The sequence below is a fragment of the Pandoraea apista genome, assembly GCF_001465595.2.
Taxonomy (GTDB): domain Bacteria; phylum Pseudomonadota; class Gammaproteobacteria; order Burkholderiales; family Burkholderiaceae; genus Pandoraea; species Pandoraea apista.
Map to the genome: position 1 here is coordinate 4590484 of NZ_CP013481.2, position 16836 is coordinate 4607319.

Annotated in this window: 19 protein-coding genes; 5 read left to right on the plus strand and 14 right to left on the minus strand. The window is 64.1% G+C overall.

Translation table 11 applies throughout. The features are described 5' to 3' along the window. From sctV to AT395_RS20710, 3 genes are all read right to left on the minus strand, one after another. A complete protein-coding gene (gene sctV, locus AT395_RS20700; RefSeq protein WP_048628806.1) occupies positions 1–2079 on the minus strand; it encodes a type III secretion system export apparatus subunit SctV in 2079 nt (692 codons plus the stop codon). Continuing rightward, positions 2076–2540 (minus strand): hypothetical protein, encoded by a 465-nt coding sequence (locus AT395_RS20705; RefSeq protein ID WP_042114676.1) that lies wholly within the window; start codon positions 2538–2540, stop codon positions 2076–2078. The genes sctV and AT395_RS20705 overlap by 4 nt, the downstream gene beginning before the upstream one ends. A 98-nt stretch (positions 2541–2638) precedes the next feature. Next, positions 2639–3298, minus strand: coding sequence for a two component system response regulator (locus AT395_RS20710; protein WP_042114674.1), 660 nt, complete (start codon positions 3296–3298; stop codon positions 2639–2641). A gap of 312 nt (positions 3299–3610) precedes the next feature. On the opposite strand from AT395_RS20710, the gene AT395_RS20715 reads away from it, so the two are divergent. From AT395_RS20715 to AT395_RS20735, 5 genes are all read left to right on the plus strand, one after another. Further along, positions 3611–4096: a hypothetical protein gene (locus tag AT395_RS20715; protein WP_048628805.1), complete on the plus strand. Its 486-nt coding sequence runs from the start codon at positions 3611–3613 to the stop codon at positions 4094–4096. A gap of 65 nt (positions 4097–4161) precedes the next feature. Beyond that, the gene (locus AT395_RS20720; protein ID WP_053086355.1) at positions 4162–5706 is read left to right on the plus strand and encodes an EscC/YscC/HrcC family type III secretion system outer membrane ring protein; all 1545 of its coding nucleotides are present in this window, start codon (positions 4162–4164) and stop codon (positions 5704–5706) included. Next, positions 5703–7007: a type III secretion system inner membrane ring subunit SctD gene (gene sctD / locus AT395_RS20725; protein WP_048628804.1), complete on the plus strand. Its 1305-nt coding sequence runs from the start codon at positions 5703–5705 to the stop codon at positions 7005–7007. The genes AT395_RS20720 and sctD overlap by 4 nt, the downstream gene beginning before the upstream one ends. Then, entirely contained in the window at positions 6982–7221 is a 240-nt protein-coding gene (locus AT395_RS20730; RefSeq protein WP_042114671.1) for an EscE/YscE/SsaE family type III secretion system needle protein co-chaperone, read from the plus strand. The genes sctD and AT395_RS20730 overlap by 26 nt, the downstream gene beginning before the upstream one ends. Before the next feature lie 203 nt (positions 7222–7424). After that, the gene (locus AT395_RS20735; protein WP_042114669.1) at positions 7425–7838 is read left to right on the plus strand and encodes an InvB/SpaK family type III secretion system chaperone; all 414 of its coding nucleotides are present in this window, start codon (positions 7425–7427) and stop codon (positions 7836–7838) included. 78 nt (positions 7839–7916) lie between these two features. On the opposite strand, the gene AT395_RS20740 is transcribed toward AT395_RS20735, so the two are convergent. The 11 genes from AT395_RS20740 to AT395_RS20790 form a co-directional block, all read right to left on the minus strand. Beyond that, positions 7917–9053 (minus strand): TyeA family type III secretion system gatekeeper subunit, encoded by a 1137-nt coding sequence (locus AT395_RS20740; protein WP_048628803.1) that lies wholly within the window; start codon positions 9051–9053, stop codon positions 7917–7919. Further along, positions 9046–9735, minus strand: a complete 690-nt coding sequence (locus AT395_RS20745) for a hypothetical protein (protein ID WP_048628802.1) — start codon at positions 9733–9735, stop codon at positions 9046–9048. The genes AT395_RS20740 and AT395_RS20745 overlap by 8 nt, the downstream gene beginning before the upstream one ends. Then, complete coding sequence (locus AT395_RS20750) at positions 9711–10355, minus strand: type III secretion system domain-containing protein (RefSeq protein WP_048628801.1); 645 nt, start codon at positions 10353–10355, stop codon at positions 9711–9713. The genes AT395_RS20745 and AT395_RS20750 overlap by 25 nt, the downstream gene beginning before the upstream one ends. Beyond that, complete coding sequence (gene sctJ / locus AT395_RS20755) at positions 10352–11158, minus strand: type III secretion system inner membrane ring lipoprotein SctJ (RefSeq protein WP_167370746.1); 807 nt, start codon at positions 11156–11158, stop codon at positions 10352–10354. The genes AT395_RS20750 and sctJ overlap by 4 nt, the downstream gene beginning before the upstream one ends. 32 nt (positions 11159–11190) lie before the next feature. Then, on the minus strand, positions 11191–11544 hold the full coding sequence (gene sctI, locus AT395_RS20760) for a type III secretion system inner rod subunit SctI (protein WP_048628800.1): 354 nt from the start codon (positions 11542–11544) through the stop codon (positions 11191–11193). Further along, positions 11541–11951 (minus strand): DUF1039 domain-containing protein, encoded by a 411-nt coding sequence (locus AT395_RS20765; RefSeq protein WP_048628799.1) that lies wholly within the window; start codon positions 11949–11951, stop codon positions 11541–11543. The genes sctI and AT395_RS20765 overlap by 4 nt, the downstream gene beginning before the upstream one ends. Then, positions 11948–12166, minus strand: coding sequence for a type III secretion system needle filament subunit SctF (gene sctF / locus AT395_RS20770; RefSeq protein ID WP_042114663.1), 219 nt, complete (start codon positions 12164–12166; stop codon positions 11948–11950). The genes AT395_RS20765 and sctF overlap by 4 nt, the downstream gene beginning before the upstream one ends. Next, positions 12163–12969 (minus strand): helix-turn-helix transcriptional regulator, encoded by an 807-nt coding sequence (locus AT395_RS20775; RefSeq protein ID WP_052765500.1) that lies wholly within the window; start codon positions 12967–12969, stop codon positions 12163–12165. Before AT395_RS20775 ends, sctF begins: the two co-directional genes overlap by 4 nt. A gap of 225 nt (positions 12970–13194) precedes the next feature. Next, positions 13195–14796 (minus strand): FMN-binding glutamate synthase family protein, encoded by a 1602-nt coding sequence (locus AT395_RS20780; protein ID WP_042114662.1) that lies wholly within the window; start codon positions 14794–14796, stop codon positions 13195–13197. Positions 14797–14868: 72 nt separating this feature from the next. Continuing rightward, positions 14869–16032, minus strand: coding sequence for a tRNA 2-thiouridine(34) synthase MnmA (mnmA, locus tag AT395_RS20785; RefSeq protein WP_042114661.1), 1164 nt, complete (start codon positions 16030–16032; stop codon positions 14869–14871). Then, positions 16029–16505, minus strand: coding sequence for an NUDIX hydrolase (locus AT395_RS20790; protein WP_042114660.1), 477 nt, complete (start codon positions 16503–16505; stop codon positions 16029–16031). The genes mnmA and AT395_RS20790 overlap by 4 nt, the downstream gene beginning before the upstream one ends. Between the last annotated feature and the right edge of the window lie 331 nt (positions 16506–16836).

The window sequence follows — 16836 nt, forward strand, 5'->3', positions numbered from 1 at the left end:
TCAGAACGCCCCCTGTACGTCGATGGTGCCGAGCACACGAACGTGCGGCTCGTCAGCCACTTCCTGGAACGACAAAACAGGCAGATCCGCGCGATCGCGCTCGATCAGCTTGCGCATGAAGCGACGCACATCCATCGCCGTGAAGAGGACCGCGGGCGTACCATCGTGCTCCTTCAGCACGTCGTCGATCGCGCCCATGATCGCGTCGGTCTGTGTGGGATTCAGATCGGCGTAGGACCCCGACGACGTCTGCCGCACGGCAGCGCGTACGGTGTCTTCGATGCCGCGTCCGACGTTCCATCCCGTGATGTGCTCGGTGCCACGGCGAAAGCGTCGCGTAATGTGACGCCGCAGGCTTAGCCGCACATGCTCGGTCAACATGATCTGATCGCGCTCGCGCGGCGCCCATTCGATCAACGCTTCGAAGACCCTGCGCAGGTCCCGGATCGACACCCCCTCCGCCACCAGCCGCTGCAACACCTCCGCCGTCCGGCTGATCGGCAGTTGACGTTGCAGCTCCTTGACGAGTTCGCCGTAACGATCTTCCATGGCGTCCATCAGGAAACGCGCTTCCTGCACACCGAGGAAATCGGCCGCGTGGGCATCGATGACCAGCGATACGCAGTGGGCCACGCGCTCCGCCCCCTCGATGACCGTACCGCCCTGCGCCTGCCACGCCTCGCGCTGTGTGGCGTCGAGCCAGAACAACACCTGACCGCCGAATGGCAGCGGCGTTTCGCGCGGCGCCCCGGCGTCGAGCCCTCGCAATTTACGTATCGGATGGGTGGCGTCGGGTTGAGCGAGCGCAACGTCGGGAGGCACGTCGACGGTCATTACACTCTCGTGATAGAGCTGAATGTCCAGCGTGCCGGCCGCCAACGTCTTGTCGACGTCGACCTTCACCTCCGGCATCGGCACGCCGAACTGCTCGAACTTCTTCTCGCGCAGCGCATCGATGCACGCGGCAAGCGCCGTCGTGCTGCCGTCCGCATCGGTCAGCGCAGCGCTCACGCGCACCAACAGCGGCTGAGCCCCCGGGCGGCCGCCCTTCGTTGTCTTGGCGTCGCCGGCGTCTGCGCCGTCGGCGTCTTTCGCTCCTTTGCCCTCGCGCGCGAGGCGCCCCGCCCACCACGAGGCCGCGCCCGCCAGCGCTGCAAGCAACAGGAAGTAATGCATCGGAAAGCCGGGAATCAGGCCGAACAACACAAGCACAACAGCCGCCAACGTGAGCGAGCGTGGTTGTGCGGCAAGCTGATCGGTGAGTTCGCGCGCCAGATTGCGACGCTGTTCGCCGGGCACCCGCGTCACAATGATCCCCGCCGTCACCGAGATGAGCAGTGCGGGAATCTGCGATACGAGCCCGTCGCCGATGGAGAGAATCGCGTAGATCGCGGCCGCATCGCCGGCACTCATGCCTCGCATGAAAACGCCAACGCCGATGCCCCCCAGCAGATTCACGACGATGATGACGAGCCCCGCGATGGCGTCGCCCTTCACGAACTTCATCGCCCCGTCCATCGCACCGTAGAACTGGCTTTCTTTCTGCACCGTGCGTCGCAGGCGCTTGGCCTCGGCGGCATCGATGGTGCCCGCGCGCAGATCGCCGTCAATGCTCATCTGCTTGCCCGGCATGCCGTCGAGCGAGAAACGCGCCCCGACCTCTGCGACACGCTCGGAACCCTTGGTGATCACAATGAAGTTCACGACGGTAATGATCAGGAAGACGATCATGCCGACGACGATGTTCCCTCCCGCGGCGAAATCGCCAAACGTGTAGACGATGTCGCCCGCGTCGGCGTGCAGCAGAATCAGACGGCTCGTGCTAATCGTCAGCCCCAGCCGGAACAGCGTGGTCATCAGCAACACGGAAGGAAACGCCGAGAAGTCGAGCGGCTCGTTGATATAGAGCGCCACCATCAGCAGCAGCAGCGACAAGCCGAGATTGAGTGCGATGAGCAAGTCCATCACCCACGGCGGCATCGGGATGATGATCATCAGGACCGTGACCAGCAGCAGTCCGGCCAGCACAATATCCTGCCGGCCCGCCGCGAGCCGGAGCCACGTCATGAGCCGCGTCATGGACGGGTCTCCCGCTGCTGTTGAGCGTCGATACGCTCAAGCAGCCGGCGCATTCGGGTGACGCACGACAACCACTCGACGGCCTGAAAGTTGGCACTGGCCGGCGGACTGGCGATCAGCATTGGACGCCCCTGCGCGACGCACGCCCGCACGGGAATGCCGAAGCTCCACTCCGGGGCGCAGGTTTGCATTAGCAGGGGGAGCCAGCGTTGTGCGCGCTCAACGCGGTGAATGAGCGCAAGCACCAACGTCACGCCGTGCGTGTCTGCCTCTGTCATCAGCACGCAAGGGGCCAGCGCAATCCGCATGCGCGGCGCCACGCGTTGCGGCGGCAGCGCCAGCAATTCGAAGAGCAACTCAAGCTTGCGTTGGGTCTGAGTATCCATCGGCGGTCTGGCGTTGGCATCGAGCTGGCAGAGACTGCCGGGCGGGGTGAACGTTCGGAAAGCGGCAGCGGGCATGGTCTCCTATTCACCGCCGCCGCGGCTATCCGGCGCAGACCTGAATTTCGCGGCAGGTATCGCGGCGATGGGTGTTGCGCCGGGAAAGATCTAGCGCGTCACAACATCATTCGCAAGCGATGCGCCCAGTTCACGATGTCTGCCACGTTGTGCGCGTCGAGCTTGCGCATCATGTTCAGACGGTGCGTCTCGACGGTCTTCACACTGATCGAAAGCAGTTGCGCGATGTCACGGTTGCGTTGGCCCTCCGCGACAAGTTTGAGCACCTGACGCTCACGCAGCGTCAGCAACCGTTCCGGCATCTCGACGGCGCACGGTCGCGGCGTAGGCGACATGCGCGACGGGTCGTGCATACCACCGAACACTGCCGGGTCGACGAAACGCTCGCCACGTATCGCCTGACAAGCCGCATGGATCAACGTCTCGCGGGCGCTGCTCTTGAGCACGAAGGCCGCTGCGCCGGCTTCCAGCGACTGACGTGCCCGCTCGCTGTCGTCGCTCGCGGAGTTGACCACGATGCGCAGTTCCGGCCAGCGCTGGGCGCACTGCCTGATCACGTCCACGCCGTCCATGCCGGGCAGTCCCAGATCGAGCATCATCAGGGCGGGGCGATGCACTACGCAGGCCCGGTACACGTCAAGTCCGTTGTCCACTCTCGCCAGCACACACCACCCGAGATCCTGTTCGATCAGATGACACAGACCGTCGGCCAGCAATTCGTGATCCTCCACAACGATGACACCGATACACCCCGCCATTCGCAGCTCCTCGATTGTTAGTCATTAGCGTTCATGCGGATTTTTGCCCACATCCTTTCGATTTCGTGCAAGTCGCTCGAAACTTGTGTCGTCGCCTGCCGCCCGCCATGGGAAAACATCGCAAACCACGACCTTCGACGTCGACTTCAGGTCTGCGCCGGATGGCGGCATCAACACAACGCTTGATAATGACGATCCGTGAACGGCGCCATATCGATCGGCGACGCCAGGCAATGCCATGTGTTTTCCGATACCGCATCGATGCCGCACGCACCTCGTTCCCCGTCCCTTGCATGCCTCCTTCAGATACCTATGCGTTTGCCATTTGCGCTTGCCGCTCTCGACTGGATTGCTCCGCGCGACGTACAAGGTGCGCGCATTGCGCTTGATCTCGACGGTCAACGCGGCTGGACCTGTCCCGCCAGCGGCGGCTACTGCGTGGCGACGGCGGTGACGCTGCCGGCCGATGCGCAAGCGCCGCACACACAGCCGCTCGCGACGGCGCTCGACGGCGACACCACGCTCTCACGCTGGCTCATGCGTCTCTCGCTCGTGATCGCGGGTCAACCGGCACTGCGCGACGACAGTCTGTGCATCGCAAACGACGTGCTCTGGTGGGTTCACCGCTTCGACGCCAGCGAACCGGCGGCGCGCGTGGAAGCGCAACTTCGCCGCCAGCTTCTGGCTTGCACGATGGTGGCGTCGCAAGGAATGCGCACGCATCCCCCTTCGCCGATGTCCAACGCCCTTGCTGCCGCAGACGCGAGCCGGCGTCTTCACGCGCTGCGCCGTTGCTGATCATGCGGCCTCACCTCAAACGCTTCGCGCTATGTGTCGTCGCCCCGCTAGGCGGGTGGCTTCCGATGGCCCCGGTCATCGCGTCATCGCCCGCGCCGGTCGCCGCGCCCCCCTCCAAGGTGTCGTCCGTCACCCCCGAGTGGCGCGGCGGCCCGTTCGTCTTTCAGAGCGCGGGCACGCCGCTCACAGAGTTGTTGCGCGACTTCGGCGCCCATCACGGCATTCCGACGTCGGTAAGCGCGCAGGTCGATGATCGCTTCATCGGCACGCTGCCTGCGGGCACGGCACAAGCCACGCTCGACGCGCTATCGGAACGTTATCGGCTTTCGTGGTACTTCAACGGCCAGACGCTGAACATCTATAAGTCCAGCGAGGCGACAAGACGCGTCATGTCGCTGCGTCACGCGTCGCCCGGCGACTTGCTCGGGCATCTTCGCAACGCCGGGGTGTTACACCCGCGGCACTGCGTCGCACGGGCGATTCCGGCGACACACGCCCTTGAAATTGCCGGCGTTCCTGCCTGCATCGAAGCGGTATCGATGCTCGCCGAATACCTCGAACGCGACGCTCGCGATCAGCAGGAGAGCGAAGAGACCATCAAGATATTTCCCCTGAAATTCGCCACGGCGGATGACACGAGGTACTTTTATCGCGGGCAGGAAGTGGTGGTACCTGGCGTCGTCAGCGTACTGAAGGATCTGATTCTCGGCGCCGGTCCACTCGTCGTCACGGCCGCAGCGCCCACGACCGCCGATACGCCTGCCACCGCCGCGCCCGCTTCCCGAACCGGTACGCCTCGCTTCTCGGCCGATCCGCGTCGCAATGCGGTCATCGTGCGCGAGCGCCGACAGAACTTGCCCCTCTATGGCGACCTGATCGCTCAGCTCGACATCCAGCCCCGGCTGGTCGACATCTCCGTGGCGATCATCGACATCAACGCCAGCGACATTGCCGAGCTTGGCGTCGACCTCTCGGGCCGTGCGCGTATCGGCGGCTTCGGTGCCGTTTCGCTCAACGGACAGTTACACGACGGCGACAGCAGCACGTTCACAACGGTGGTCGGCGACACCAACAAGTTCATGATCAATCTGAACGCACTGGAACGAAACTCCAAGGCGCGCGTGCTCTCCCGGCCGTCCATCGTTACGCTCGACAATATGCAGGCCGTGCTCGATCGGAGCGTGACTTTCTACACCAAGGTCTCTGGCGAGAAGGTCGCCAAACTGGAAAGCGTGACATCGGGCTCGCTATTGCGCGTGACACCGCGACTCGTGCCCAGCGAAGGTCACGATCTCGGGCGCGAGCAGGTGATGCTCACCCTCAATATCGAAGACGGTGGCGAAGTGCGCAGCGAACGCAGTGCGCGCAACGAAGTCCCGACCATCCGTAACTCCTCGATATCGACGCATGCCACCCTACAGGCCGGACAAAGCCTGTTGCTTGGCGGCTTCGTGCAAGACACACAACAAGAGCACGAGCGCAAGATTCCGTTCTTGGGAGATCTGCCGCTCATCGGGCGTCTGTTCAGCTCGACAAGCAACCGGAACGACAGCGTCATGCGTCTGTTCCTGATCAAGGCCGAGCCGGCGGCAGACGTGCCGGGCGCATGACGATGCTGACGCTGACGCTACTCGACGGTCCGCTCGCGGGACGTCCCATGCCGCTGCCGCCGGGGCCGCTCACCATCGGCCACGGCGATGCCGACATTGCCATGGCGCTCGAGCAGGACGCCCGGATCGAGCTTCACGTCGACAGCGACGGCGTACGGCTCGTGACTGCGGCCCCCCTCTGGGTAGAAGGCGTACCGCGCCTGCCCGCGGACGAAGACACTGTCGATCTCCCGGTACTGCCGCTGCACACCGCGATCGACCTCGCGGGGCTGGGCATGTGGCTCGCCGACGGTACGCAAGACATGCCGTCCCCTACACCGAAGCGCCCGGCGCGTCGCGCCGCGGGCATCCCATCGCCGCGAGCGCCGGCAGTCGTCGCACGAAGCAGACGCGGTACGGCAGCGTGGATCGCCGTCACCGGCATGTCGTTGCTGATCGCGGCCGCCGGCGCAGCGATCTGGCGCACGGGAACGGCCAACGTCATTTCCCCGCCGCCTCACCCCGACGTGCTGAAAACACTCGCTGCACACATCGCGCCTCACGTCGCACTGAATACGACGGGCGACGCCGTGCGCCTGACCGGTGGCTGCATCGACGAGGGCACGCGAGCGCGCCTGCGCGCCGAGGCCCGCTGGCAGGGGAAGGTGATGAATGACGAGACCTGGTGTCCGGAAGACTCGGTGAAAACGGTGCACACCTTGCTGCGCCTGCACGGTTTCGGCCATGCGCGGGTGAATGTGGCGCCGGATGGCGAAGTCGTCGTCAGCGGGCCCTTTGTCGCCGATGCGCGCTGGCGCACGGCGTCCGACGCCCTCGACGCGCTCGCGTTACCTCATGGCTGGCGTGTCGCGCAAGGCGCCGGCCAGAGCTTCGAGCAGTTGGTAAAGACGCTGCGAGAGGCCGGGCAGTTGCGCGGCATCGACGTGTCGCGCGACCGCGATGGATGGCGTCTCACGGGGGCGCTGACGGCAGGGCGTCTCGCGTCGTTGAAGGGCGTAGTCGACACCTGGAATAGGACCGCTGACGCAAGGCCCGTGCGCATCGAACCATTACCTGCGCCGACACCGACGTTGGGCGACACGGGCTTCTCCGCTCCCCTAGTGAGCATTGGCGGGTCTCCCGACGCGCCTCAACTGACGCTCGCCGACGGCACGCGTCTTGCACAAGGCGTGCGCTTGCCGGGCGGCACACGCGTGCTCGCCATTCATCCCGACGGGGTGTCGATCAGCGCGCACGACCGGCTTTTTTACTTACCTCTGACTGCTGAGAATGTGCATGGCGATTCGTCTGACCCGGTTTGAAGACCAACTCGCGGCGTCTCCCGAACCCGTCGCCCGTGAGGTCGGCGCGCAACTCGACGCCGCACGCCGGTCGTTGCAGCAAGCCCTGAACACGCCGCTCACGCCGACAGAGCACGCGCTGGCGCAAACACAAATGCAAGCCGTGCAGGCTGCCGGTGCGATTCTGGAGTGCATGGCGCGACGGTATCGCACGTCGTACGGACGATCGTCATGAGTACGAGGGCGGCCGGTGCGGGATACGCTCTTGGATCAAGTGTGCGCAGAAGCCATAACCGGGATCGCCCGACCAAAGTCTGCGCGATGGGCTCGTGAGAACCTTCGGCATCGCGCGCGCCCGCGCGAACGGGTCGCATTCCGGTCACGCTGAAAAACGCTCGTTCGGGCACCTGTCGATTTTTTCCACTCTCTACGCAAATCATGCCAAGTTACGACCTAGCGCAAACTCTCGTCGAAGCTCTGAAGTTGATCGGCTGCGACCCCGGCAAGATCAATGCCGTCGACAATCACTCGCCAATCGAACTGACTTTCAACGCGTCGCCAAACATCATTGTGGAAACGCTGGAAGACAAGGTGTGCAGTATTCACGCCGTGGTGGCCACAGACGAAGCCGCGCGGCTGCACCGCGCAAACAGCGAGCGCCTGTTGCAGTTCCTTATCGAACCGGCGGAATGGGCTGTTACCGGTCATGTGCAGTTGAGCGAGCGCGACAACCGCCTCATTCTTCACGCGCAAGTCAAAGAGAAAACCGCCGCCGAGGCCGAGCCGTTTGCGCAGGCGCTCACCGATTTCTATGACCGTATCAAACTCTGCCGGGAACATTTGCGCGCCTGATCGGCAGCCCCGGCAGATACTGGCGCATTCGATGTGCGCCATTCGCTACCGCCCCCCTTCTTCCTACTTCTCTTCCCGCTACCTTCCGGACGCGTCGCCCTCCTGCGCGATCTCCGTGCGCCAGACATCGAGCGCCTCGCCAAGTGTTTCGCGTTGCGTCTCGTCGCGGAAACAACCGTCGTGTGCCGACTTGATCAGCCGCGTCAGTTCGCGCGAGAGTGCGTAGCGTGAGTCGAGCGTCGCCACGCCCAGATGGGCGGCGCGTTGCGCCAGCCATTCGGCGCCTACCCAGGGTTGATCCAGCAGCGTCAGGACTTCGGCAATCATGGTGTCCGTGTCGAACACACGGCAACCCGTGGCTCGTATGGCCTGTGCCGATTGCTCACACGCCGACTCCAGCGTGAGGAACAGCACGACCCGGCGAAGATCGTCGACGACGGCAGCAAGACGCTGCGTGTCTGCATCGGCCCGTTCCGCGCCCAATTCCAGACCCAATGCCTGCATGAGCGCACGCAATCGCGCACGGCGCTGCCCAAAGCGCCGGCACGCTTCAAACCATTGGGTCAGCGAGCGCTGCGGGCCCTGCGACTGACGGAACAGCGATTTGAGTTGTTCCAACAAGGCCATGCCCGCGTTATCCCCGGTGCCGCACTCCAGCGCCGCGAAGGCTTCGATGGCCCATGTCTCGGAAGACGTCAGCTCATCCAGCGCGCGGCGCAAGCGCATGCGGGTGCCGGCATCCAGGCCGCTATCGGCAAGCCAGGCCGCGACGACCAGCGCCGCGTGTCCCGCCGACATTTGCGCCTGACGGATCAACAGTTGCGGATCGGGGACGAAAGGAAGATCGCGCAATTGCCCGCGCAGCGTCTCGAACTGCGCGCCGCTCACGCGTGCCAAGCGGTGCATTTGCTGCTCGAACAGGGCCCGTGCACGCGGCTTGTCGTCGCTTACGTCGCGATCTCCCGTGCGACGGAATCGCATACCCAGCGCGAAGCTAAGATTCTCCTGCGACTCGGCGAAGGCCGCCTCTTCGTTCTGCGCAATGGCCGCTTCAATCAGCGCGATGTGCCCCGGCGCGTCGGGCGTGCCTCCGCGCACGGGCCGTGCGTCACCTTCCAGCGCCTGCCACTCGTCTGCAAGCATTCGCTCGAGTGGTTTATTCTGCTGCGGCGTCTGAATAAGCGTGTTGGCAGCGGACGGCAGACGTTCAACCATAAGCGATCTCCAGACTGGGGCTGACATGCAAGCGCTCGATCACCGCCGCCAGATCTGCATCGAGATCCAGACAGACAGTTACCCATTCGCTCTCAATGCGGCCCTGCCGATCGCCGAGCGAAGCGTCCGGCACGCATGCGAGCACGATGTCGGCATGGCGTAGCGCGACGGTCACGGCATCGAGATGTGCCGGTGCCACGCGCAACACCAGCGCTCCCTCGCGGACCAGGCCCGGCAATGCGCGCCCGACACGCTGCGCGAAACGTTCGCCGACGTCGAGCGTGCCGACGAAATTCGTCAACGCACTGGTCAGGGCATCCGCCACACGGCGCTCAAGCGAATGAATGATCTGCCGCTCCATCAAGGCCTCGTCGACCAGCCACTCGACGGTGTTCGCTACGGCCTCGCGATGCGCCGCTTCCGCCAGCACGGCCGCCTCCTGTTGAGCGCGCTCCCGCGCGGCGTCCTGCCACGCGTCGCGCAAGCGCTGTGCGTCGACGCCCGCCTGCTCGCGCTCGGCCAGCGCTGCATCGCGTTCGGCGCGTGCCTGAGCCATCCATCGGGCCCGCAGACACGCCTGCTCGCGCAGTCGCGATACCGTCTCGCCGGATATCACGGGTCCCGCAGGCGCAGGGCCATCGATCGTTTCGATCGTCGTCAATGCAAAGTCGATGACATACATAGCATCTTCTCCAACGCGACGAGCCGCGCCCAGATGTCGTCCGTTGCCGGCATGCCGGTTGACGTCGGGCCGGCCTCGGCCGCTGGTGGCAACAAGATCCGTGCGGCTTTGCTCACGGTCGCCATGTCCACCGCCAGCGGCGTCACAGCACCGTCCAGATACGCGCCGGTCGTTGCCAGCGCCGCATCGACAATCTGGCCGGGCGGAATCGCAGAGCGCGTTGGCCACTCGCGCCGCGTGAGCAGCAAACGGTCGCACTGCCAGGTATCGAGCCATGACGACAGGGCCCGACGGTAGGCGCCGAGCAACAGATAGTCCGGACACCCCAACATGCGTAAGCCGTAAGCTAACGAAACGCGTCGCAACCTCGGCACCAGCCGCAACACGGCGTGCGCTGCCTCACTCTCGGGCGGCGCGCAATCGCGAGCGACCGTGTCGGGCCATCCCCGGCGAGCGATCAGCAGACGATCGATATGGGCCCGGCAAACGGCGTGCCGCCGATAGGTATCCCGCCATGACGACATGCCGAACGCTCGCCACCAGCCGTCGTCCATGTACAGGCCCGGCTGCCAGATCAGGCGGGCAAGCTGGTTGACATTAGCGTGATGCGGGCAGATCACGAAACCCCCACCCCCTGAGCCCGCAGGCGCTGAATCCACGTCGCCCGCCGTCGCCATGCCACGGCACCGGCGGCGAACAGGCCGAGGCTCGCCACAGCGACCATGCCCCACCCCAATGCCGAGCGCCACCGCCCGTCCTTCGCCGCAGCTTCAGCTTGCGCCCCTGACGACGCATTGACGGCCGCTCGCGGCAACCGATAGTCCGAAGGCTGCAAAACTATGCTGATACGCTCGGGCGTCACACCCGGCACACTGTCGTGCACCAGACTGCGAATGTCGGTCATGCGCTGCGCCATGTTGACTTCGGGGCTGTACTTCACAAAGACAGCCACTCCGGGGGGCAACGTCGAGCGCCCCGCCGAGTCCACCGGCACCTGCGCGATGGAGACCTCCGCGACCATCACGCCGTCGAGTGCCGCCAGCATGCGCTCCAGCCGCTGCTCCTTGAGATACGTGAGCTTCGCCTGCTCTTGCACGGGCGAGCTGACGAGTTGCCCCGGCGGGAATACGTCCTCGACCGACGCACGTTTCTGACGCGGCAAACCGTGCTGGCGCAGGACTTCGACACCGCGCACGAAGTCGCCGCGCTCGATACGAACCGTCATGCCGGCGGTGTCGGCACGCTTGTCGGCCTGCAATCCGGAAACAAGCAGCAACGCCAGCATCTGGTTGGCTTCCGTCTCGCTCAACGCGCGATGCAGTTCGACCTTGCACCCCGCGAGCATGAACACGAGCGCACAACCGATCCACCATCGGCCGAGGCAGCGTCTCCTGACGACAGACCTTGCGAGTTTCCCTAGCATCGTCGCAACGCCAGCGACGGGAATACCGTGTGTCATTGCATATGAACCAGCTTGTTCACACCCTGCGTCGTGACGCCCGCCGCCTTCGCGACAAACTCCAGCGCCAGCACGCGCTCGGTCAGCACACGCTGTACGTCGAGCATGCGGCTCGGATCCGCCAGCGCTCGCTCGTCCAGCGTCACGCGTTCGGCGAGTCGCTCCGTATTGCCCGCGAGTTTTCCTGCCGCACTGAGCAGATGATGTTCAGGCAGCGACGGCGCGCTGGCGAGTGCCTGACCGAAGCGCACAGCGGCGTCGCCGTCAGCGGAAACCGGGGGGACAGCCTTCGCGGGCTGCGTCGCCGTCGCGACATGCGCCGCGATTTCGGAGATCGGGAGAGTCGTCATGACAAGAGAGTCGGAGAAGGGGAAGGGGAAGGGGAAGACGAAGACGAGGGGGAGGACGAAGACGAGGGTGAGGATGAAGCCAATGCTGAATCGCGTGCATCCACCGCATCGAGCCAGCGGGCGAGCACGCCGGTCGCCGCCTCGTTCTCGCGCCCGGCAGCAACCGTGTCGGTCAGATGCGCGCGCGCCGCGCCCTTGTCGCCAAGTGCGATGAGAAGCGCGACATGCAACCACTGCCTTGTTTCCCGATCCGTCACGAGCGACGGCAAGGCGCGCAGAATCGCGCGGGGCTCGGTGCGCATGCCGTGATGTGCCCCCGCGATTGCCAGCTCGACGATGCGTTGCCGCGCCGGGGCGTCCAGCCAACGCCCAACGCCGTCGCCGAGCGCGGGGTTCACGGGCGTCATGCGATCTTGGCGATGATGCCCATCATCGTGTCCTTGATCAGCTTGAGCGTTGCGCTATGCAGCGCGGTCATCGTGGAATACTGCTGCATCTTGAACTGCACGTCGAGCATGTGTCCGGGGTCGTCGATTTTCCGGTTATTCAAGGCTTGCGTCGCGGCGTTTGATGCACCTCGCACGCCCTCCGACATGCCGCGATGGACCTCTTCGATGTTCATTGCACGCCTCCCCCACCGTCCGTCAATGCACCGTGGCCGGCTACCAGATCGGCACGCATGGCGGCATAGGCATCGGCGCGCGGCATGGCCACGCGGCGTCCGCCGCGCTGCGGCGGGTTGCCAAGACGAATCTCCGTCGGGGCGCAGTCGAAACGTTTGCGGAAGGTGTCGGTGAAATGTGCGTGGTTGGTGAAGCCGCACTCGAGCGCAATGTCGAGCACCTTGTGGCGCGTGGAAAGCAATAGATCGCGAGCGAGTCGCAGGCGGCGTTCGAGCAGCCACTGTTTCGCAGGCATGCCGTACGTCTGCTGGAACAGATAGCGGAACTTGCGCAGTGGCATGCCGAACTCTTCGGCGAGCCGTCCGACCGGCCAGGGCCGATGAAAATTCGCCTCGACGAAATCGAACAGCGAGTGGCTGCCGGCAATCGTCTGACGCAACATCGCAGAGAAATATCGCTGATCGCGACAGAGACAGTACACGTAGAAGAAGCGCAGCATTGCCATGCGATCGACGTTTTGCAGCGTCATCGCCACGTCCATCATGGTGGGCTCGAGGACCAGCGTGCGTGCCGCTTGCCGATGAAAGACGCCGAGCGGGCGGCGATCGAGCAGATCGACGACGTCCGGATATAACGCCTGCAGATCGCAGGCATGAAAGTCGTGAGACACCACGGGTCCGGGGGCATCAATCGTCGCATCTGAACTGGTAGCGGTCATGCTGCCTGCCGGCAGCGTGTGCACGAGGCCGCTCACGTTCAGTTTGACGTCGTGGCGGCTGATCAGAAATCGTACCGTACTCATACGCTCCTCCTCTGACGATAATTCGTCGGCGGGATGACAAAGTCGAAGGTCACACCATAGGCGAGTACGCGCGCGAGCATCATCCGGTGGACACCTTAATGTGAGCCATCGGACACCGGACTTATCGTTTTTGGGAAGACGGCTGTCGAGAAGCGTAAAAAAACCCGGCGCAACATCGCGTCGGGCTTTCGTTGACGAAGCGCGGCAGGAGCTGCCGTGGTTTGTTCAAGCAGCAAGTGCCGCAGCAAAACTGTCCGCGCGCGCGATCGGCCAGTATTTCTCGTAGAGCTGGTAGCGGAACTGCCCGCGCAGCAGATCGCCCGGCTCGAGATACTTCAGCGACTCCGACATGAGACGGATTTCGTTGGACGACACACGCTTGACGATGTGATGGGCGCGCAACTCCGACGGATGCGACAGGCCCGCCGCCTGAATCAGTTCTTGCAGCGCGTGCAACGTATGCGAGTGGAACTGCTGCACGCGTTGCGCCTTGTCCGGTACCACGAGTGCACGCTGACGCAACGTATCCTGCGTCGCCACGCCCGTCGGGCAGCGGTCGGTGTGGCACTTCTGCGACTGAATACAGCCGATGGCGAACATGAAGCCGCGTGCCGAGTTACACCAATCGGCACCGATGGCGAGCGTGCGTGCGATATCGAACGCGGTGACGATCTTGCCCGACGCGCCAATGCGGATCTTGTCGCGCAAACCGGCACCCACGAGCGTGTTATGTACGAGCAGCAGTCCTTCCTGCAACGGTGCGCCGACATGATCGGTGAACTCCAGCGGTGCGGCGCCAGTGCCGCCTTCCGACCCATCGACGACGATGAAGTCGGGCAGGATACCGCTTTCGAGCATCGCTTTCACAATGCCGAAGAATTCCCATGGATGGCCGATGCACAGCTTGAACCCGGTGGGCTTGCCGCCCGAGAGCGTACGCAGACGATCGACGAACTGCAACAGGCCGAGTGGTGTCGAGAACTCGCTATGGCGCGACGGCGAGATGCAATCCTGGCCCATCGGCACGCCGCGCGTGGCAGAAATCTCCGGTGTGATCTTCGCAGCCGGCAGCACACCGCCGTGCCCCGGCTTCGCGCCTTGCGAGAGCTTCACCTCGATCATCTTTACCTGAGGTGTCGTCGCCTGCGCGGCGAACTTCTCGGCGTTGAACGTACCGTCGTCGTTGCGGCAGCCGAAGTAGCCCGAGGCCACCTCCCAGATCAGATCGCCCCCCTGCTCGCGGTGATGCGGTGAGATCGAACCTTCGCCGGTGTCGTGAATGAAGTTGCCGAGCTTCGCCCCGCGATTGAGCGCGCGAATCGCGTTGGCCGAAAGTGCGCCGAAGCTCATCGCGGAAATGTTGAAGATCGACGCCGAATAGGGCTGTGCACGATCTGCACCGATAGTGATGCGGAAGTCGTGATCCTTCAGGACGGTCGGGGCGAGCGAATGGGCGATCCATTCGTAGCCCGTCGCCTTGACGTCGACCTCGGTACCGAACGGCCGACTGTCGACATCGCCCTTGGCTCGCTGGTAGACGATGCTGCGTTGGGCACGCGAGAACGGCGTCTCGGCCGTGTCGTCTTCCACGAAGTACTGGCGAATCTCCGGCCGGATGAATTCGAACAGAAACCGGAAATGCCCCCACAACGGGTAATTGCGCAGCACGGCGTGGCGCTGCTGGAGGACGTCCCACACCCCGAGAACGAACAACGCTGCGAACGGCAGCGGCCAGAGCGGATGCCAGCCGGCGAAGAGCACCAGCGCGAGCGTTGCCACGAGCAACGCAATCACGAGCCAGAGAGCCAGGAATCGGCGCGAAAACATGAAACCTCCTTGCTTTGGGGGGACACTCGCCGGTCACGCTGCCGGGTGTTTCCCCGGCAAGCGCCGGCGGCTTCAGTGCGTATTGAGGATGGTGTGTTTGGCAGCCGACGCGGCCGGCGTATCGAGTCGGTCCGGCTCGGCAGGCTCGACCGGCGTTGCCGACGCGATGATGCCGCCGCCCAGACAGATCTCGCCGTCGTACAGCACGGCCGACTGACCCGGCGTGACAGCCCACTGCGACTCGGCGAACGAAAGCGTGAGCGTCCCCGCGTCGGCCCGCACGACTTCGCATGCGGCGTCGGCCTGGCGATAGCGGGTCTTGGCACCACAACGCGTGCCTTCGGCCGGCGGCTCGCCCGCGACCCAGGAGAGGTCTTCGGCGTTGAGCGTGCCCGAGAGCAGCCACGGATGGTCATGCCCTTGAACGACATATAACGTATTGCTTGCCACGTCCTTGCGCGCTACGAACCATGGCTCGCCGGAGCCCTCGCGGCTGCCGCCCAGGCCAATGCCCTTGCGTTGTCCGAGCGTGTAGAACGCCAGACCGACGTGCTCGCCCACCACGGTGCCGTCCGGTGTCTTCATCGGGCCCGGTTGGGTCGGCAGGTAACGGTTGAGGAAGTCGCGGAACGGACGCTCGCCGATGAAGCAGATCCCCGTCGAATCTTTCTTCTTCGCATTGGGCAGGCCGATCTGCGCGGCGATCTCGCGGACCTTCGTCTTCGGCATTTCGCCGAGCGGGAACATCGTGCGCGAGAGTTGTTTCTGGTTCAGCCGATGCAGGAAGTAGCTCTGATCCTTCGTATGGTCGAACGCCTTGAGCAGCTCGAAACGCCCGTCGCGTTCACGCACACGAGCGTAATGGCCGGTCGCAATGGTGTCGCCGCCCAGCGCCACCGCGTGGTCCAAAAAGGCCTTGAACTTGATCTCGGCGTTGCATAGCACGTCCGGATTCGGGGTACGGCCAGCCGAATACTCGCGCAGGAATTCCGCGAACACGCGGTCCTTGTACTCGGCGGCGAAGTTCACGGCTTCCACGTCGATGCCGATCAGATCGGCGACCGACACCACGTCGATCCAGTCCTGCCGGGTCGAACAGTATTCGCTGTCGTCATCGTCTTCCCAGTTCTTCATGAACAGACCGACGACGTCGTAGCCCTGTTGTTTGAGCAGCCACGCCGTGACCGACGAATCCACGCCGCCCGACATGCCTACCACTACGCGTTTTTGACTCATGTATTGCCTTGCCCGCCGGTCACGGCCGGATGGGTCTGAAGTATCGCGAGGTCGTAACGTACCCCCCGCAGGTAATCGTCCATGCATCGCTCGAGAATCGGAGAGCGGTGCCGCGCGCGCTGCGCGCGCACTTCGTCCGGCGTGAGCCAGAGCGTGCCGACAATGCCGTCGTCGAGCGTGCGCGACGCATCGAACGCACCCAGCGTGCCGGTGAAGGCGAAGCGCAAATAGGCGATGTCATCCGGGCCGGGGGCCAGATAGATGCCCAGCAGATGCTGCGGCTCGAACGGATGCGCCGTTTCTTCGAGGACCTCGCGACGCACCGCGTCGAGGATCGACTCGCCCGGTTCCAGATGGCCAGCCGGTTGATTGATCAACAGACCCGCACGCTTTTGCTCCTCGACAAACAGAAAACGACCGTCGCGTTCGACGACCGCCGCAACCGTCACGTTGGGCTTCCAGCGTGCATTCATGACACATCCTTGCGGGACGCGGGACCCGGCGCACAGTGATACGCCGGCACGTTACCCCGATAAAACCGACATTTTACCGTCTGGCGGTGTTTGGCGCTGAGAACGGACCGCAGACACAACCGACCGGTCGGTTGGCTCAGGCGCCCGTCAAGCGCGCACATTTGCATATCCATATGACGTTTCGCGCAATAGGCGGGTTTGTAATCTTCGGGTAAGCTTCGAGCACCAGCAATGTGCAGCACGCAGTAGCAGTACCGCATCACCGGTTTGTGCAGTAGTTCGTATGCAGTGGTTTGTGCAGGACTAATGTCATCAGCGGCGAAACAGGTAA